An 18531-nucleotide genomic window follows, 5' to 3' on the forward strand; every position below is an offset into this window, starting at 1 on the left:
TCATAATACACCAAACCGGAACGGCACTGACTGCTCCGGTTTTTTGTATGGAAATCAGATTTATCACATGATAAAACTTACAAAATTGTAGGGGCGAACTGTGTTCGCCCGCAAATTTCCGAAAATCGTTTTTTGATACATACTTGACAAGTGCAATGAATGTTTGCTATAATAATATCATGGATTACTATGTAAATTCGGAGGAAATACCTATGAAACAGATCACAAGCTTTACCATTAACCATGACCACCTGAAACGGGGCATGTATATTTCTCGTGTGGACGGGGATGTGGTGACATATGACATCCGCATGAAGCTGCCCAACAACCCAGAGGGCGACTACCTGGAGGAGAATGCCCTGCATACCTTTGAACATCTTTTTGCTACCTATGTGCGCAATACACCTTTTTCCGATGACATTGTCTATGTGGGCCCCATGGGATGCCGCACCGGGTTCTATTTCCTAACACGGGATACCATCTCTGGCGCAGATGCCATTTGCCTGGTGCAGGAGACATTGCAGTTTGTTCTGGATTTTTCCGGGGAGATCCCTGGGGGAAAACGCTGGGAATGCGGCAATTATCTCGCCCATGACCTGGATGGTGCAAAGGCAGTCGCACAGGAATTTCAGCCAGTTATGGCGGATTGGTCTCCGGCGCAGCTGCAATATCCCCAGGATGTATTAAATGGTACTGCTTCAGTCTGACAGAAAGAGGGGACAGATATTGGAAAACCAGGAATTGAAAGATGTCGTGCAGGGGAAGGAGGCAATTGTGTCGAAGATTTTAGACACGCCCGATGCGGCTGATGCACCAGAAGAACCGATTGTATCGGATTCTCCGGCTGTGCCTGATGAATCAGAAGTGCCGGAGAATACACGCTCGTTTTGGAAGGATTTCGGAAAGGGTCTGACGCTTACTTTGCCGCCAATGCTGCTGTTTTTTGTGGCAGCTATTGTGGTTTATTATATTCTCTTTCCCAGCAAGGGCGAATTTCATGCGGATTGTACCGATACTATATACTGGGCAAAAGCTTCCTATGACAGCGGCAGTATTTTTAACCCGGATTTTTCCTATGCCTGTCTGCTGCCATTCGGCGGAAGTCTGCTCATGCTGATCTTCATGCCCTTTTTTGGCTTGTCTATGACGACCCATACTTTGGGTATGTTGCTGTTTTTCTTGCTGTTCCTGACGGGATTCTGTCTTATGCTCAAAGAAATGCACTGGAATTATCGTTGGATCTGCGGTGCAGCGGCAGTTTTGCTGGCTGTTGTCAGTTCCAGCGAAAAGCTGCGTGAGATCTTTTGGGGACATACGATCTATTATAGTCTGGGCATTCTCTTTTTGTTCTACGGGTTGTTCCTGCTATTTCGGCTGGAAAATCTGCTGGAGCAGAAAGTGCCTTCGGATGCTTCGAAGAAGGAACGCTCCCGGTGTATCCACGCTTGTATCACACTGATCGTATTACTAGTATTTTTCATGTTGTGCAGCACCGATCAGGTGACAGCGCTGACGATTTTTGCTCTGCCCATTCTGGCGGCAATTTTTTTGGAACGTTTGCTGGATCGCCGAACACCTCTGGTGAGTTTGAAAAATGGCAGAGTGCTGTTGCTGTTGTTGACTCTGGTTGTGATGATCTTGTGCGGCTTGATGTTGGGGCAGCATTGGGCAGGGGGCATTACCGCAGACTATGCGGATTCCTATTCCAATTATGCAGCCCAATCTACCTGGCTGGAACATGCGCAGACATTTCCGCTGGCATGGCTGAAACTGTTGGGACTGGAGGATATTCCGGGCACGCCGCTCATGAATGGGGAAAGCGTGAAAAACCTCATTCGTATGGCGGCAGCCATTCTGTTGCTGGTACTTCCCATTGTAGCGACTTGCTGTTATCCGAAGTATGAGGGAGAATCAGGCAGACAGATCCGGATTCTGATCTGGGCACACTGGATCATGACAGCGCTCATTATGGTGGGCTATATCTGTGGCTATTTATCTATGGCGAATTGGCGGCTCAGCCCCATTGTTTGCACTTCTGCCGTTGTTTCCATGGTATTTTTGCATTGGGCGATCTCCAACCGCACTTCCATGAACCGGATCGCTGGGGTTTTATGTATTCCTGTGGTTTGCTTCTGTGCACTTAGCGTATGGAATGTGGCGGCATTGCCCAAGGATTATTACAAGGAAAATACCCAGTATCAGCTGGTGGAGGTACTGAAAGAACATGGATTGACTTACGGCTACGCCACATTCTGGCACGCAAATGCCATGACTGTGATCTCGGATTCAGAAATGTTGGTTCGCAATGTGGAGGTAAATGAATATGGTGTAAGCCCGGCGGAATATCAGACGGCACAAAGCTGGTACGAAGATCAACCGGAACAAGAAGAATATTTTCTGCTGTTGGATCAGGGTGAGTACGATATGCTGTTGACTCAGGTAGATCCATTGCTGAAAAAAGCACAGAAGTCGTTTCCGGTAAGGGACGATAACGGCACAGTTTATTGGGTGCTGGTGTTCACAGAGAATATTTTTTAAAAATAATAGAAAAACCGCCTGATGTGCAAAATCATCAGGCGGTTTTTGTGCAGTGTTGTTTTATATTTCTTCTGCACGTTGTATTCGTCGGGCAAACCAGGTCAGCAGTTCTTCTTTTGTCATTGCTCTCTGGTGCGCCGGCTGGCACACAGTGAAATCCAACGGTAACAGTTCCTGCACCAGTTTTCGCAGCTTTTCCGGGCGTTCCGTCCAAACATCATCTACCAACTCCTGATAGACTGCATCTCCCAGAAATACCATGCGTTCCTCTTTTACCCAAACGATCATGGTATCTCTGGCGTGGGGACTGGTTACATGCTGTAGGACGCAGGTGCAGTTGCCCAGATCCAGGGTCATGGATTCAGAAAACGTCAGTGTGGGCAGTGCCACACGGATGGTTTCCAGCTGTGGGAAATGTGCTCGTATCCGTGGCACGCACAGACGGGGCACAATGCCCTTTTCTGCATTTTTCTCCAGTTCGTCCGGCGTCCATTGCAGTTTTGATACCATTTCCAGAGACTGGCGTGTCTGCACACAAGCAATGGACGGGATATCCAGCGCACTCAGCCCGAAACAGTGATCCCAGTGGGAATGGGTCAGGGCTACGAGGTCTGGCCGGCGAAAACCGGCTTCATCCACTGCCGCCTGAAATTCCTGCACGTGTGCAGGAGAATTCCCTGCATCCACCATAAGGGAAAACCGATCTCCCCGGATATATCCCAAAGACGGACGATCCTTCGTTTGGGAAAACCGCAGATGGTATACCCTTGGCGTCAATTGCTCCAACATAAAACACGCCTCATTCCTAATTTTTATCAACCATGCCCCAACACCAGCAGCTGAAACAATGCCATCCACTCCCGCACCCAATAGGTGGGCACATAGAGTGGATTGGTATAAGCACTGTATGCCGATGCCTCCAGCCCTGCTTTTTCCGCAAGCAGTTCGGCACGATACTGGTGAAATCCATCTGTCACGATGACAATTTCCGTGCCCAGTCTGTTTTCCTCTAGAATTTCGGCTGCATTGCGGAGATTTTCCTGGGTATCCGTAGACTGATCCTCTACCAGAATCCGTTCTTCCGCCACGCCGTGTTCCACGAGCCAGAGTTTCATGGCTTGTCCCTCTGGAATGTCCTCACCAGCGCCTTGTCCTCCGGTAACTACGCAGGAAACAGAGGGATTTTCATCCAGATATTCCAGTGCAGCCTCTAGCCGTCGGGTCAGCATGGCACTGGGTTTTGTTCCCCGTACTTTGCAGCCCAGCACCACAACAGTCTCCGGTGTTTTCGGTGTATCAGCAATTGCACGTGCCATCTGCACGGACATGATGCCGGAAAAAATCAACCCGGCAGCGACCAGTACGCCCAGTACGGACAGCCCGATCTTTCCAGGGAGATGTTCCCATATCCGGCGGAACAGTTGTCCCAGTGCATGGGGAAATAGGGTAAGTGCAATCAGAAACAGACAGCCCAATGCACCGCCGATGTTGCCGGGGTTGCAGATACGCTTAAACACCGGTGCAACAAAAAAGAACAATAAGATCAGTTCAGGGATGAGAAAAAGATATCGTATTCGCATAGGGCTCCTCCTGGATAGTATGGCGTGCTTTCTTCTTTTTATTATAGCACAGGAAAAAATCTTTGTCAATTTTCACATTTTTTCTACATAAATAATATTATATTTGACAAAACGTATACTATCTGTTATAATATGATTTGTACGGGGTTAAATTCAGACAGTACTGTATAATAAGCATTTCATATTTTTATACAGTAAACGTCAAAAAAGAAAGGATTTCTAAAATGAGAAGGTATGAAACAAGATTCTTAGATTTTTTTCAGAAGAATGTCATCTTCATCGGCTTTTTTGCTGTATCCATCCTTGGACTGCTTCTGCGGATCAAGCTTTTTCCCTTGGAAACTGCTGACTATTCCTACTTTATGAAAAGTTGGATTGATCAGTTGAAAGAGCACCCGGGCATTTCCGGCATTGGCGAAAACATCGGCGAATATAATGTGCCATACATGTTCTTTCTAGCTGTGATCGCCCGCACCCCATTCTCGGATTTATACGAGATAAAAGGCTTTTCCGTATTGTTTGACTTTATTGGTGCTTTTGCCGTAATACTGCTTCTCTCACATTTTCAGCAGACAAAGCTGTTCACAATGGAAAATCTACTCGCCTATGCAGCCATTTTGTTTACCCCTGTAGTATTTCTCAATTCAGCCTTTTGGGCACAATGCGACTTCATCTATGTCTCCATGCTGCTGTTTTGCATGTACTTTATGGTAAAGGAACGATATGCCCTCTCTATGATTTTTTTCGGCATTGCATTTGCCTTTAAATTGCAGGCGATGTTCTTCTTGCCAGTCATTCTCATTTACTATTTTGCAGCGAAAAAAATGAGAGCCTTGAACTTTCTTTGGATTCCCGTTGTTTTTATTATTGCTGCATTGCCGGCGATCTTCGCTGGAAGGGGTATTGTGGACACATTTACCATTTATACCAAGCAGACGTCAATATACGAGAATCTGACCATGGAATGCCCCAATATTTATGTATTTCTTCCTGGAGACTATGCAATATTTTCCAAAGTCGGCATTATGCTCACCATTCTGACACTGGGCATCGGTGCATGTCTGCTGATCCACAAAGGTTCAATGGATTCCAAAGAAATTGTCTTATTGGCTGTCTGGAGTACAATGGTGTGTATTTATTTCCTGCCGGCAATGCATGAACGATATGTTTTTATCGCCTGCATTTTCAGTATTGTCTGGGCATTCCTATATCATAAGGACTGGTGGATTGCGGTTGGTATCAATCTGGTTTGCTTCCTAAGCAGTGTTACCTATTTATTTAAGGTCACAATCTTCGACTTAAAATACCTGGCTGTGGCAAATCTAGTATTCCTCATTGCGATTACGATCCGACTGTTTGCAAGGCTTGATACAGAATCTGTCAAGGTGATGGCTTACGCAGACAACAGTAAAGGTCAAAACTAATATTACCTATGATATCCGCCGATCTGACCGCTTTGGTGGTCAAATGTCGTCTCATACAATCCCTTACATTGACTGCATCGGCTAGACTTTTATCTTCCATATACAAAACGGGCGGACACAAACTCCACGTGTTCGCCCATTTCATTTTTATATCACTTCCGCCGCACCAGCGCACCTACGCCGCAGCATCCTAGGAATACCGCCAGATCCACTGCCACAATGGTTGCACCCACAGGTGTGGATGCCAGAATGGAGATCAGCAGGCCGCCTACAGCGCATACCATTGAGATCACCGCTGCACACACGATCACGCCACGGAAACTCCGGAACAGACGCATTGCCGACAGCGCTGGGAAAACAATTAACGCCGAGGTCAGCAGAGATCCCACCAGATTCATAGCAAGAACAATGATGACCGCCGTGACGACTGCAATGAGAAAATTATACATTTTCGCACGGATACCCGTTGCCGCAGCAAATGTCTCGTCAAAAGTCACTGCAAAAATCTTGTGATAGCACAAGAAAAAAATTGCCATAACGACCACAGACATGGCCACACAGATCCACACATCTGTTTCCGACAGCGTCAGAATCAGCGTAGATCCGAACAGGGTACTGCATACATCTCCGGAAACATTCGCCGAAGCGGAAAACAGATTCTGCACCAGATAGCCTATGGCAAGGGCGCTTACTGAAAGCATGGCAATCGCAGCATCCCCCTTGATCTTTGCACTTTGGTTGGCACACAGCAGCAGCACTGCACATACCACCGTCACCGGCATAACCAGAATCATCTCGTTGTTCAGCCGTAACACTGTGGCAATTGCCAGGGCACCGAACGCCACATGGGACAGCCCATCGCCAATGACAGAAAACCGTTTCAGCACCAGTGTCACGCCTAGAAGCGAAGAACAGAGGGCAATGAGCACTCCGGCAATCAGCGCATACTGTACGAATGTAAAGGATAGATAGCCTGTCAGTTGTTCCCAAAGTCCCATATTCACACCGTCCCTTCCCCGGTATATGCCTGCCCGATCTTGCTTTTGAGATAGTCCGCTTTTGTCCCGAAAAACAGCGGCGTTTTGCTGATGTGCAGCACATGGGTGGCATACCGCACCGCCGCTTCCATATCATGGGAGACCATGAGTACGGTAATGCCGTCCTGCTGGTTTAGCTGCTGGATCAACTCATACAGCTCCGTTTGTGCTTTGGGATCTAGTCCTGTCACCGGTTCATCCAACAGCAGCATTTTTTGCGTCGCACCCAGTGCCCGTGCCAGAAGTACACGCTGCTGCTGTCCGCCGGATAGTTCCCGATAACACCGCTTTGCCAGGTGGGCAATTCCCAGACGTTCCATATTTTCCTGGGCAAGCTGTTTTTCCTGTTTTGTGTAAAAGGGTCGGAATCCGCTGCGGTTCAGACAGCCTGAACGGACGATCTCCTGCACTGACGCCGGAAAATCCCGCTGCACTGCTGTCTGTTGGGGCAAATAGCCGATCTCATCGGGCTGCAAGCCGTCACCGGTTTCGATTTTCCCTGCCATGGGTGCTTTCAGCCGGAGCAGCGCCTTGATGAGCGTACTTTTTCCGGAACCGTTTTCCCCTACAATATACAAATAATCCCCGGCATTTACCGAGAAGGACAGATGTTCTGTCACCGGCACCCCCTCATATCCTAGAGTCAGGTCGGTACAAGTCAACTGTGCCATATCTTTCACCATACTTTCTATTTGAAATTAGGAGTTAGGGATGAGGAATGGTGGTATCTCCTGTGGCGATAAATGAAAAAGAGGATTTTCATTCCACTGTCAATGCCTTCTGCAATACTTCCAGATTTTCCTCCATTCGTGACAAATAGGTCACGCCGTGATCCAGTTCCTCCTGCGTCACAGATTGCAAAGAGTTGAGTACCAATATTTCTGCGTTAGAATCTGCATTTTCCAGCACCGTTCGGGCAAGGGATTGGTCATTGCCTTCTGTGGTCAGAATGCAAGGCAGTTCCAATTCCTCCAATTTCCGGGTCAGAAAGACGATGGTCTCAAAGCTTGCCTCCGTCTCTGCGGAACAGCCCGGAAATGCCGCATAATATGTTAGGTTATAATCCTCTGCCAGATAGCGGAAGGGGAACCGATCTGCCACCAGAATGGTGCTGCGCACAGCGTCCGCCATCATCTCCTGATATTTCCCATCCAGTGTCTGTAATTCACTGATATAGGCAGCACAGTTTTCCCGATATTGCGCCGCATGTGCCGGATCTGCTTCACAAAGGGCATCCCGGATGGCTTCGCAGGCAGGCTGTGCCCGACGCAGGGAGAGCCAGACATGCTCGTCCAGTTCTTCATCCTCTTCGTGGTCGTGATCTTCGTCCTCGTGTTCTTCATGATCATCATGTTCGTGATGGTGGTGTTCCTCTTCCTGCATTCCCTCCACGATCACTTCCTCGTTGGCGTCAGCCGCCTCCATCATGGAAACGATCTGGACAGTGTCATTTTCCGCTGTTTCCAGCACATCCGTCACCCATTGATCCGACGCACCGCCCACATAGCAGAAGACATCTGCCTGGGAAATGGCGGCAATGTCCTTTACAGACGGCTGATAGCTGTGCAGATCTGTGCCGCCTTTTATCAGCAGCGTTACATCCACCCCGGCTGCATCGCCGACGATCCGGCGTGTCCAGTCATATTCCGGAAAGATCGTGCAGACCACTTGCAGTTGTCCTACAGTTTCCACATCCTCGCCGCAGCCCGTCAGCAGAAAACACCACCCCAGGCATACGGCAAGCATAAGCGCCAATTTTCGTTTCATATGATTCCTTTCATGAGAGCCTGTTTCGTATCTTTTCCCACGCACCTTTTTGGTGAATTTTGTTGTTTTCTGCGTTAAAAATTCTTGCCGGACGAAAGCCAGCCTGCGAATTTTTGCCTTGAAATCAACGAAAATTCACTCAAAAATCTACGCAGAAAAAGTTACGAAACAGACTCTAGGGCAGAAAAACAGGGGCACATCGTGTCCCCCCGTTCGGCTCGAATATGAAAATGGTTTTCATATTCATATTATAGCAGATTTGATATGAGATGTCAAGAGATTTTTTATGCGAACAAAAAATAGATTCTCGTGGGGGACAACGTAGGAATGTTTCTATGATTGCAAAAAATTTTCCAATACCCCTTGACAACGTCTTTTGGATATGCTATACTTTATGTGTTTCATGAAGTGTACAACACTTATAACGCATACAACGCATAAAGATTATGCTGAAACTGAATTGGATCACATCATACATCAGAACAGGAATGGAGGTCTTGCCATGTTTCAAATTGATCCCATGTCACGAGAGCCTGTCTATGAGCAAATCATTGCACAGGTAGAACGTTTTATTTTGACAGATGTGCTGCTGCCGGGCAGTCAGATTCCGTCGGTGCGAAATGTTTCTATGACAAATTCTATCAATCCCCGTACCATTTTAAAGGCATATACAGATTTGGACGCCCGAGGGCTGATCCAATCTGTACCGGGAAAAGGCTATTTTGTCTGTACAGACGCACAAGAGAAACTGCTACAGAAAGGACGTGCGAAGATGAAGGATCTGACAGAACTACTCACAGAGCTGGCGATTGCCGGCGTGACCAAAGAGGAAATCAGTGCCTGTGTGGAACAGGCCTATGCAGATGCTGAAAAGCAGCACCAACAGGGAGGGACTATAGTATGATCGAAGTAAAAAATCTCACAAAGCGGTTTCAGGATTTCACTGCATTGGAAAATGTCACCTGTACCATCGGTTCTGGCTGTATCTATGGCATGGTCGGCTCTAACGGTGCCGGAAAATCCACATTTTTGCGTGCCCTTACCGGTGTATACCAGCCGGACGGCGGACGGATCCTTATTGATGGAATGCCCGTCTGGGACGATCCTGCGGTAAAGCGCCGCATTGCTTATGTGCCTGATGAGTTGTATTTTCTCTCCGGTGCCAATCTGAACCGCATGGAGCGGATGTACCGCAATACATACCCGGATTTTGACCCGGAACAGTTCCGAAAGCTTTGCAGCCAGTTTCAGTTGCCCCGAAACAAGTCTTTGGGACAGTTCTCCAAGGGTATGCGCCGTCAGGCGGCAACCATTCTGGCACTGTCCTGCAAGCCGGATTATCTCTTTTTCGACGAGACCTTTGATGGTCTGGATCCGGTCATGCGGAATTTTGTCAAGCGGCTCATTTGTGAGGATGTTCTGGAGCGCGGTGCTTCGGCAATTATCACATCTCATTCTCTTCGAGAGCTGGAAGATATCTGCGACCAGTTGGCACTGCTCCATAAGGGTGGTCTAGTGCTGGAAAGCGACATCGAAAACCTCAAGACTTCACAGTTCAAGATCCAGATCGCATTCCGGGAGGAATATGACAAGTCCAAGTTCGACGGCATCCAGATCTCTCACTTTGAAAAGAGCGGCAGCGTGGCAAATATGATCGTAGGCGGTGACCGTGACGATATTGTGGATAAACTTCGTGCCATGCAGCCGATACTCCTGGATGTGTTGCCTCTGTCTCTGGAGGAGATCTTCACTTATGAAATGGAAACGCTGGGCTATACATTCCAGATTGACGAAATGAACGAGGAGGGTGCTGCAAATGCAAAATCTTGAGAAACGCTATTCTTACCGGCACCAGGACAGACGGGAAATGCGGCATCAGCTGCTGACCAATCTGATTATTTTGCTGCTGGTACTGGGATTGGGGACAGTTTGTGCAGTGACCTATTTTCATGCAAGAGGAGGATTAGTAAGATGAATAAAAAGCAATCAACATTTTCCCTGGGACTGCTGCGGGAAGGATTCCGGCAGTGCCAGATGATCGGCATTCTCGCTATGGTTGTCATGGTACTGGGTGCTCTGTTTATACCCATTGGTCATGTGATCAGTGTGAGAAATGAACCCTATTATGTTACAGAAGCATGGAATGCCTGGAGTGCAAATCCGCTAATACTTCTGGTATTGTTGGTCGCACCGCTGATGACTTTGGTACTGTTCCACTTCCTGGACAGCCGTGCTGCTTCGGATCTGTATCACGCCATGCCCCACAAGCGCATTACTCTTTATCTCAACTATGCTGGGGCAATTCTCCTGTGGATCGTATTATTGATAGCAGTGAGCACGGCAGTATCTCTGATTTCTTGTGCGATCACGCATCAGTACATCACTTTGTTATATGATACTCTTTTGCCCTATCTGTGCAGTATTTTTCTGATGTGTGCCCTGATGATCTCTGGCATTCTCATTGCCATGAGCCTGACGGGAACGGTATTCACAAACGTACTGTTTTCAGCGATCTTGTTGTTTCTGCCTCGGCTTTGTATGTCTTTCCTAAGTGCAACTGTTACGGGCAATATGCCCTTTATGCTCGGTTCAGGCGAATCTGACAGTTTTTTTCGCAGCAGCAACAACCTGTTGATCTCTCTGCTCGCCGGATTATATGGCATCAGCTCCAGCGATGACATTATTAGTGTATTCAAGCCAGGTTGGCAGGCGCTTGTCTATACGCTGCTTCTGGCACTGATCTACTTCGCCATTGGCGCATGGCTGTTTTGCCGTCGCCGCAGTGAAGCTGCTGGACAGTCGGCCCCCAGCCGGATGCTCCAGAATGTCTACCGTATTGTGGTAACTATGACCTATTGTGTCTTTGTCACTGGGGCACTGCACTCTTGTCTGCACGATGGTGTAGACGGTGTAAACGGTGAGGACTTGTTTACATTCTTGATCCTATACATCATTGCGCTCCTGATCTATTTTACTTACGAGCTGATCACCACAAAAAAATGGCGCAATCTGCTCCGGTCAATGCCGGGTCTGGCAGTGTTGGTTGTCCTGAACGGCGGTATTCTGCTGGGGATGCATGTGGCAGAGAAAAAGATCCTGGATCAGCGTCCGGCAGTGCAGGAGATCGAAAGTGTTTCCTTCCGCAACAGTAATGACGGCAGCTCTGTTTACGAGGGGGCATATCTGGGATATGGAGAGTACGTGGATCTGACGAGCCAGAAGATCGAGATCACCGATCCCACAGTCATTTCTCTGGTATCCTACTATCTGAATGAGAACATTGAGACATGGGAAAAGGGAGAGAATTCCTACTATAACAAATATTACAACCATTCCGGCACAAGTGCATATACAGACTATGCTGTCACCATCCGCACCAAGGATGATACGTTGTATCGTTCTGTTATGATCCCGAATTCCGAGGCTGGTGCTCTCATGGAATCCTTGCAGAGCAACGAGGAATTTGTTAAGGCATGGATGACACCGCCGGAGCCAGTAGAAAATACGCTATACATGGAAACATATGTAGGTGATGGAGAGATTGGCGTAGAAGCTCTGTATGACTCCTATGTAGAAGAACTGAAAACCGTTCCCTTTGAGAAGTTCTATGAAAAACAGACGACAAATGCAAACTATGCAGTAAGTTTTGCTTATACCTTCCGTGCAAACGGCGATAATCTGACGATCAGCTGTCCGATTTATGCAGATCTGATGCCGAAAACACTTCAGAAATACTATGACATGCTCTACGATGCACAGGCGGATTCCCGTGACACATTCTTCCATAATGCCGACATCAACGCTTCTCTGAACATCAGTGCCTATGGCAGAACGGTCAATGGTTCTTACAAATACGCTGACTGTTATGATGATGCAGACAACATGCCGCTCAGTGAATTGGAAACCTACCAGCTGCTTCTGAAATATGCAGAGGACAGACCTGTTCAGGCTGGCGAAGCGTATGCTGAGATCTTGATCTATCCCTATGTGACTGACGAAGAGGAATACAGTGAAAATTATATTATGCTGCCGCTGAAGGATGCTTTCTTCACAGATACACAGGTGAATGAAAACTTTAACACTGGAAGTTATGATGAGTACTGATGTGCTGGGCGAATGGACTGACATATGAAACAAGGTATGATCCGGAAGATACTTGCGCTTTTCCTTGGACTGCTGTTGATCGGAATTGCCGGTTGGTACATGATTGGAAGATTGCATTCTGATTCTCATTATGTACAGCGCAGGAATACCGCATGGAACTTAATATTGGTTAACGAATGGAATCCTATTCCGAAAGAATATGAGGTAAATCTGCTGGAACTATCCAACGGAAGGCAGATCGATGAAAGAATCTATCCTGATTTGCAGGCAATGTTTGATGCTGCCCGTGCAGATGGTGTATATCCAGTAGTCGGTGAAGGATATCGTACAGAACAGGAACAGCAAGATATGATGGATGAAAAAATACAAGTCTATCAAAACGAAGGTTACTCTGAAAAAGACGCAGAAGCTCTTGCAGAAGAAGAGGTTGCTGTTCCGGGTACAAGTGAACATCAGCTGGGTCTGGCGGTGGATATCAATGCAGATACCTCACAAGGCAGTGAAAATGAGACAGTTTACTCCTGGCTGGCAGACCATGCGTGGGAATATGGCTTTATTCTACGATATCCGGCAAATAAGACAGAACTCACGGGCATTACCTATGAGCCATGGCACTATCGCTATGTAGGGAAAGAAGCCGCAGAAACCATTCATACACAAGGAATTTGCCTGGAGGAGTATCTTTCCTAATTATTTTCTGACAACTTCTTATGATAAAACTTCTTCCTTAAATCCCAAACAGAAAAAAGCACTCTTTTGCAATGGCAGAGAGTGCTTTTTTCGTGTATGAATGCTGCTGCATATCTTTTGGCTTGAAAACGTAGGGGCGAGGGCTTGCTCCCATCGGGTTTATCTGAAACCTCCAGTACATAACAACATAAAGTTTTAGATGGGCGATATTGTAGGGGCGAACTGCGTTCGCCCGCATTTTTCGGTTGGTTTCGCTGCAAGCGTCCCACCGGGACGTTTGCAAAATTTTACTTGATGAAAAAGGTTCACAAAGGGGAAAGCAGTTTTGTTTTTACTGTTACGACGTAATAGAGCGATTTGCTATAATGTTACACCTTATCCAGCGCCTGTTCCAGATCTGCAATAATGTCCTCTACATTTTCCAATCCCACAGAGATCCGGATCAGACCGCCGTCAATACCGGCAGCAACCAGCTGTTCCTCCGTGAGCTGGCGATGGGTGGCAGAAGCCGGATGCAGTACACAAGTGCGGATATCCGCTACGTGTACCTCAATAGAAGCCAAACGGAGTGCATCCATAAAGCGGACTGCCGCTTCCCTGCCGCCTTTGATGGAGATGGAGATTACGCCGCTAGTTCCATCCGGGAGATACTTTTCCGCCAGAGCATGGCACGGATCATCCGGCAGACCCGGATAGGTCACAGATGCGATCTTATCAGACGACTTCAACATCTTGGCAACTGCCATGGCATTTGCACAATACTGCCGCATCCGCACAGGCAATGTCTCCAATCCGAGGTTCAGCAAAAATGCGGAATTTGCTGCCGGATAGCAGCCGAAGTCACGCATGAGCTGCATTCTCGCCTTGATGATATATGCCATTTTTCCGAAATCTCTGGTATAGACAACGCCGTGATAGCTTTCGTCCGGTTCGGTGAAATCCGGGAACTTCCCACTGGCAGCCCAATCAAAATTACCGCTGTCAACAATGACGCCGCCGCCTTGTACTGCATGGCCATCCATGTACTTGGTGGTGGAATGTACTACAATATCTGCGCCGAATTCAAAGGGACGGCAGAGCACCGGTGTGGCGAATGTATTGTCCACGATCAGCGGAATATGATTCCGGTGTGCAATTTTGGCAAACTTTTCAATATCAAACACTGTCAATGCGGGATTGGCAATGGTTTCGCCAAAAACCAGTCTGGTATTGGGCTGGATGGCTGCTTCGATCTCTTCTTCGCTGGCGTTGGGATCTACCCAGATACACTCAATGCCGAAGCGTTTCAAAGTTACACTAAATAGGTTTACCGTACCGCCGTAAATGGTGCTTACGGAAACCAGGCTGTCTCCGGCGCTGCACAGGTTCAGAACAGACAGCAGTGAAGCAGCCTGACCGCTGGTGGTGAGCATTGCACCAACACCGCCTTCCATTGCGGTGATTTTCTGCTCTACAGCATCACAGGTGGGGTTCGCAAACCGGGAATACATGGGTTCTGTAGGCATATCAAACAATGCTGCAACATGCTCTGTGGAATCAAAGCGATAGGTTGTGCTCTGTACAATGGGCATCACACCGGGGCCACCGTTTTCGGGAGTATATCCGGCATGGAGACATTTGGTTTCAATTTTTGCATTTGGACTGCAAGGATACATGGTCAATTCCTCCTGAGTTATTTTAATAGTTCTATTATAGCATAAAAAATCATTTTCTGGTAGTGGGAATTTCAGATTGCTCCCCATAGATTTTTCCTATAGGGGGATTATACTGTGGTATGTACCGTTTTCTTTTTCCAGATGCGTTCCAGGGCAAGTCCTGTCAGGAAAGCAAACACATCACCAAAAGTGGAGATAATGCGCATCGTCACAGCATAAAGCATAATGGTATCCGTGCTCATAAAGCTGCCGCACATGAGCACCATGACAGCCTCCCGGATGCCGATGCCGCCAGGAGCGCCGGGGGTGACGAAACCGATGATCCACGAGAACAGATATGTTCCCAGAAACAGCCCCATTTTTTCTGCCGGAACGTCAAACATGAGGTATGCCGGCACAGCGTACATTGCGGTAGAGATGACGTATTGCGTCAGATAGAGCAAGAATACCACGAGGATTCGTGGGAGAATGCTGCGGCTCAGGAGTTTTCGATATTTTTCAAAGTATTTATGGAGCTGTTCCCGGAATTTCCAGCGCAGGATGACGATCGCCAGCACCAGTACCAGGATACCCACGCCCAGAACGATCAGGAAATTTTTGCGGTAGGTCACGAACAATTCCAGCATATCCCGTCCCATGAGGACGACAATCAGCAAAAGAGGCGTGAGCATACAGCAGATAATGTCCAGCATTGTGGCACACGCCACATCCACGTGGCTGATATGGAGGTCAGCGGCAAGCTGATTCCGTCCCACATATTGAAAGACGTTTCCGGGAACGTATTTCATCAGATTGGAACGTGTGTAGACCGGAAGGGCATCCCGGACGGGAATCTGGATGCCGGAGAGAATGCGGATGAACCGCAGCCACGGCATGGTCATAAAGAGCACCATTGCCGCCTGAACCAGGGTGCAGCCGCAGATCATGGCAAGGGTCTTTCCGTGGGTGAACATAGACCAGTCCACATCCATGGTGACGATTTTTTTCACCACAAAGACCATGGCAATGACAGTGATGATCGTGCCGATGAGCTTATAGTATTTTTTGAGAAATCCCATGAAACGTCCTTTCTGCGGTGTTTGCCGCCGAGTGAAGTTATTGTTTATTGTAAATATTAAAAAATCATTTAGCGAATCCGAAAATTCCACATAGCAATTTATAGGCTGTCATATATCCTATTTTTTCGTCGACCATAGAAGCGGTTATCTGACACCATTGAGCAATACGATTTTCAGCAATTTCCTTTACGCCCCAATACTCACAAAGAGTTTCTTCGCTTGCTGTTAAAATTGTTTCAACAATTAAATCTCTGTTCTTTTTGATTCTTCCAAATGCGGCAGGCATTTTCTCAAAATTGCCATTGATAGTTCGTATATCAACTTGACCGCCCGCAGAAAACTGGTCACGAATATTGGTATTGATAATTCCACAATTCGTTGCAAGCCATAGTGCATATCTCTGATATTTTTTACTATTCCCACGACTTAATATTTCAGGGAATAGGGCATATCCTTGGACTGTAAAATATGTTTTTGCATCAGGAGAAAGAACGCTCCATAATTTTACTGTCGCAGGAACTTCACTTGATTCAACATCCGAATCTGAAGCCCACCAAAGACTTTCGCCTTCTTTTAATAGGCTTTTGTAATATTTAGATACAGGTGCAACGGGATTATCCATTTTTCGTAAGGTGTCATAAGGGATTCCCATTTTATCAAAAATAGTTTCCCCTTGTTTCAATTCCATATCAATTTGATAACGAGGATAATGCGTAACCGATATTCCTGATAAGCATTCTTCATAAGGTCTGCTCTTAAATGCAATGGGCAAGCCTAATTTCCCAAATGTTAGATATATTCTTTCAACATTTTGATTTCTTGTTGACTCAAGTATGCTACTTCCGATAGATTTCCAATGGTTTTTATTTGTGCTTTTTACCTCTACACCATAATATTTATTTGCGACAATGTCTGGAAAAGACGCACCTGATACTAATTGTATTGTCCCTTCGAATGGAGTATGAATTGCACATCGTTCCAACGCATCATAAACATCTTCTTCGAGATCTGTGCCATTTCTTTTGGAATAATATTTCTCACGACCGACAGCTTCTTTGTTCAATAATTCATCTGTTGCAGTCATCAATTTACGAAATTCTTCAATAGGTGGTTTTCTATTCTCAGATATTATCATTCTTTTCATCTCCAAAATATAATGTCCAATTTTTTTCAATTTGTTTTGCAATATTATATGCTAAAAGTGGTGGCACAGCATTTCCGATTATCTTATAGGCATCGGAAGCAGATACTCCCTTTTTACCGTTTCTTGACGGTATAATAAAATCATAATCATCAGGAAATGTTTGTATTCTTGCACACTCACGGATTGTTAGACGGCGTTCTTTTAAACCATTTTCTAATTCTTTTTTATGCTTTCCACCGTGTTCTTCACTTAATCTGCGAAATTCAATATTTCCGTGATGTTCCGAACGAATTGTCGGGGAGATACTGTCCAAATTCACCTCGTTTTGTCCTTGACAATGTTTCCCCATAAATTTTGCTTTTGAATACCTCTGCTGTGATAAATCATCCGTTTCATTAGGTTCTTCCAATCCGTAAAACGCCTGGATGAGATTTGTCGGCGGTAATAGGTCTTTCCCCTGAACATTATATGCGTGTGTAGCCGGCGGATAGGGGTCATATTCAGGAGGAATGTTTGAAGATGATAACGCTATTTTCGCTTCTTCTGTGAGTTCCGATTTCTTAAACCCTATAAAAAACACGCGTTCTCTTGATTGTGGCACCCCATAGTTTGCAGCGTGTAAAACTCTTGCACTTACAACCAAATACCCATTGTCTGAAACCGTACGGAAATCATTTTCAATAATTTCTTTTGCATCCGCTAAATTGGTAAGACCTTTAACATTTTCCGCTATAAATACCTTTGGCTCTGTAATAGCAATTACAGCACGCATCCACATATAAAGTTGTCCTCTGCTTTCACCGCTCGGAACTGAATTGTCAAGAATCTTACTTCCTGTATGACTTTTATCAGAATCAAAACCTAATCTTTTGCCTGCAACAGAAAAATCCTGGCAAGGAAATCCTCCGGTTACAACATCGACATTTTTTGGGAAAACATTGATACCGTTTTCTTTATGAAGTTTAACCAAATCAACAATACTATCTAAACAGTATGTGCTCTCACTTATTCCTTTTTTTGAAAAATAGGCTGTCCAAGCAGTTCTAGCGTCTTCTCTAATGTCATTTGCAAATATACTATGAAATCTTGTTTTTGAAAGATGCGTCCACATTGGATTGGTATTTGATGGGATACCCCAATCAGGGTGTATTTTTGTATTCACAGAAGCGGAAAGCACATCAAAATCACCCTCAAAACCCAAATCCATTCCACCACACCCTGAGAATAGTGACAGAACATTTAGAGTTGACAATCTTTTTTCATTTGCTTTTAATTTCTTTTGCTTTGTGGGTTTTTGAGTGCTATACGGAATAAACCATACACCTGCTTGTTTTATTGCGCCTGCAATTCTATTTTCATTACATAAAACCTGAATACGACGAGGAGTTATAGCCCATTTATCTGCCGCCTCTTTAACAGTTATAAAATCCGTCATTTCAACATTGCTCCTTATAAATAGGTATAGTATTATTATATTCGTTTTGGCGAATATTTTCAATAGGCAATTTGTAAACTCTGGAGAACTTTATATTTT

At 46.1% G+C, this 18531-nt stretch carries 17 protein-coding genes; 8 read left to right on the plus strand and 9 right to left on the minus strand.

The window, feature by feature from the left end:
- Positions 1-212: 212 nt before the first annotated feature.
- Positions 213-707 carry an S-ribosylhomocysteine lyase gene (locus QZ375_RS02040; protein ID WP_295214471.1) on the plus strand — a complete coding sequence of 165 codons (495 nt, stop codon included), beginning with the start codon at positions 213-215 and terminating at the stop codon, positions 705-707.
- A gap of 67 nt (positions 708-774) precedes the next feature.
- Positions 775-2538, plus strand: a complete 1764-nt coding sequence (locus QZ375_RS02045; protein WP_295214473.1) for a hypothetical protein — start codon at positions 775-777, stop codon at positions 2536-2538.
- 60 nt (positions 2539-2598) lie between these two features.
- Here the strand turns inward: QZ375_RS02045 and QZ375_RS02050 are convergent, their stop codons facing one another.
- A complete protein-coding gene (locus QZ375_RS02050; protein WP_295214476.1) occupies positions 2599-3327 on the minus strand; it encodes an MBL fold metallo-hydrolase in 729 nt (242 codons plus the stop codon).
- A 26-nt stretch (positions 3328-3353) separates the two neighbouring features.
- The gene (locus QZ375_RS02055; RefSeq protein WP_295214480.1) at positions 3354-4118 is read right to left on the minus strand and encodes a YdcF family protein; all 765 of its coding nucleotides are present in this window, start codon (positions 4116-4118) and stop codon (positions 3354-3356) included.
- A gap of 224 nt (positions 4119-4342) precedes the next feature.
- On the opposite strand from QZ375_RS02055, the gene QZ375_RS02060 reads away from it, so the two are divergent.
- Positions 4343-5542, plus strand: coding sequence for a hypothetical protein (locus QZ375_RS02060; protein WP_295214482.1), 1200 nt, complete (start codon positions 4343-4345; stop codon positions 5540-5542).
- A gap of 152 nt (positions 5543-5694) precedes the next feature.
- Here the strand turns inward: QZ375_RS02060 and QZ375_RS02065 are convergent, their stop codons facing one another.
- From QZ375_RS02065 to QZ375_RS02075, 3 genes are all read right to left on the minus strand, one after another.
- Complete coding sequence (locus QZ375_RS02065; protein WP_295214484.1) at positions 5695-6540, minus strand: metal ABC transporter permease; 846 nt, start codon at positions 6538-6540, stop codon at positions 5695-5697.
- A gap of 2 nt (positions 6541-6542) precedes the next feature.
- Positions 6543-7250, minus strand: coding sequence for a metal ABC transporter ATP-binding protein (locus QZ375_RS02070; RefSeq protein WP_295214487.1), 708 nt, complete (start codon positions 7248-7250; stop codon positions 6543-6545).
- 88 nt (positions 7251-7338) lie between these two features.
- Positions 7339-8346 (minus strand): metal ABC transporter substrate-binding protein, encoded by a 1008-nt coding sequence (locus QZ375_RS02075; protein ID WP_295214494.1) that lies wholly within the window; start codon positions 8344-8346, stop codon positions 7339-7341.
- Positions 8347-8848: 502 nt separating this feature from the next.
- Between QZ375_RS02075 and QZ375_RS02080 the strand changes: the two genes are divergently transcribed.
- From QZ375_RS02080 to QZ375_RS02100, 5 genes are read left to right on the plus strand one after another with little or no spacing between them, the layout of a single operon-like run.
- Positions 8849-9250: a GntR family transcriptional regulator gene (locus tag QZ375_RS02080; protein WP_295214497.1), complete on the plus strand. Its 402-nt coding sequence runs from the start codon at positions 8849-8851 to the stop codon at positions 9248-9250.
- Positions 9247-10176: an ABC transporter ATP-binding protein gene (locus QZ375_RS02085; protein WP_295214500.1), complete on the plus strand. Its 930-nt coding sequence runs from the start codon at positions 9247-9249 to the stop codon at positions 10174-10176. Before QZ375_RS02080 ends, QZ375_RS02085 begins: the two co-directional genes overlap by 4 nt.
- Positions 10163-10321 (plus strand): hypothetical protein, encoded by a 159-nt coding sequence (locus QZ375_RS02090; RefSeq protein ID WP_295214503.1) that lies wholly within the window; start codon positions 10163-10165, stop codon positions 10319-10321. Before QZ375_RS02085 ends, QZ375_RS02090 begins: the two co-directional genes overlap by 14 nt.
- Positions 10318-12450: a hypothetical protein gene (locus QZ375_RS02095; RefSeq protein WP_295214506.1), complete on the plus strand. Its 2133-nt coding sequence runs from the start codon at positions 10318-10320 to the stop codon at positions 12448-12450. Before QZ375_RS02090 ends, QZ375_RS02095 begins: the two co-directional genes overlap by 4 nt.
- A gap of 24 nt (positions 12451-12474) precedes the next feature.
- On the plus strand, positions 12475-13140 hold the full coding sequence (locus QZ375_RS02100) for a M15 family metallopeptidase (protein ID WP_295214510.1): 666 nt from the start codon (positions 12475-12477) through the stop codon (positions 13138-13140).
- A 368-nt stretch (positions 13141-13508) separates the two neighbouring features.
- On the opposite strand, the gene QZ375_RS02105 is transcribed toward QZ375_RS02100, so the two are convergent.
- The 4 genes from QZ375_RS02105 to dcm form a co-directional block, all read right to left on the minus strand.
- Complete coding sequence (locus tag QZ375_RS02105) at positions 13509-14795, minus strand: O-acetylhomoserine aminocarboxypropyltransferase/cysteine synthase family protein (RefSeq protein WP_295214514.1); 1287 nt, start codon at positions 14793-14795, stop codon at positions 13509-13511.
- 107 nt (positions 14796-14902) lie between these two features.
- Positions 14903-15853, minus strand: a complete 951-nt coding sequence (locus QZ375_RS02110; RefSeq protein ID WP_295214519.1) for a lysylphosphatidylglycerol synthase domain-containing protein — start codon at positions 15851-15853, stop codon at positions 14903-14905.
- Between the two features lie 64 nt (positions 15854-15917).
- Positions 15918-16988 (minus strand): hypothetical protein, encoded by a 1071-nt coding sequence (locus QZ375_RS02115; RefSeq protein WP_295214523.1) that lies wholly within the window; start codon positions 16986-16988, stop codon positions 15918-15920.
- Positions 16975-18432: a DNA (cytosine-5-)-methyltransferase gene (gene dcm / locus QZ375_RS02120; RefSeq protein ID WP_295214527.1), complete on the minus strand. Its 1458-nt coding sequence runs from the start codon at positions 18430-18432 to the stop codon at positions 16975-16977. The genes QZ375_RS02115 and dcm overlap by 14 nt, the downstream gene beginning before the upstream one ends.
- Positions 18433-18531 lie beyond the last annotated feature (99 nt).

The organism is Ruminococcus sp. (assembly GCF_019417665.1).
Classification (GTDB): domain Bacteria; phylum Bacillota; class Clostridia; order Oscillospirales; family Ruminococcaceae; genus Ruminococcus_C.

Coding starts and splice junctions, on each gene's coding strand:
- QZ375_RS02040 (WP_295214471.1), top strand. CDS start 213: ATGAAACAGATCACAAGCTTTACCATTAACCATGACCACCTGAAACGG.
- QZ375_RS02050 (WP_295214476.1), bottom strand. CDS start 3,327: ATGTTGGAGCAATTGACGCCAAGGGTATACCATCTGCGGTTTTCCCAA.
- QZ375_RS02055 (WP_295214480.1), bottom strand. CDS start 4,118: ATGCGAATACGATATCTTTTTCTCATCCCTGAACTGATCTTATTGTTC.
- QZ375_RS02060 (WP_295214482.1), top strand. CDS start 4,343: ATGAGAAGGTATGAAACAAGATTCTTAGATTTTTTTCAGAAGAATGTC.
- QZ375_RS02065 (WP_295214484.1), bottom strand. CDS start 6,540: ATGGGACTTTGGGAACAACTGACAGGCTATCTATCCTTTACATTCGTA.
- QZ375_RS02070 (WP_295214487.1), bottom strand. CDS start 7,250: ATGGCACAGTTGACTTGTACCGACCTGACTCTAGGATATGAGGGGGTG.
- QZ375_RS02075 (WP_295214494.1), bottom strand. CDS start 8,346: ATGAAACGAAAATTGGCGCTTATGCTTGCCGTATGCCTGGGGTGGTGT.
- QZ375_RS02080 (WP_295214497.1), top strand. CDS start 8,849: ATGTTTCAAATTGATCCCATGTCACGAGAGCCTGTCTATGAGCAAATC.
- QZ375_RS02085 (WP_295214500.1), top strand. CDS start 9,247: ATGATCGAAGTAAAAAATCTCACAAAGCGGTTTCAGGATTTCACTGCA.
- QZ375_RS02090 (WP_295214503.1), top strand. CDS start 10,163: ATGCAAAATCTTGAGAAACGCTATTCTTACCGGCACCAGGACAGACGG.
- QZ375_RS02095 (WP_295214506.1), top strand. CDS start 10,318: ATGAATAAAAAGCAATCAACATTTTCCCTGGGACTGCTGCGGGAAGGA.
- QZ375_RS02100 (WP_295214510.1), top strand. CDS start 12,475: ATGAAACAAGGTATGATCCGGAAGATACTTGCGCTTTTCCTTGGACTG.
- QZ375_RS02105 (WP_295214514.1), bottom strand. CDS start 14,795: ATGTATCCTTGCAGTCCAAATGCAAAAATTGAAACCAAATGTCTCCAT.
- QZ375_RS02110 (WP_295214519.1), bottom strand. CDS start 15,853: ATGGGATTTCTCAAAAAATACTATAAGCTCATCGGCACGATCATCACT.
- QZ375_RS02115 (WP_295214523.1), bottom strand. CDS start 16,988: ATGATAATATCTGAGAATAGAAAACCACCTATTGAAGAATTTCGTAAA.
- dcm (WP_295214527.1), bottom strand. CDS start 18,432: ATGACGGATTTTATAACTGTTAAAGAGGCGGCAGATAAATGGGCTATA.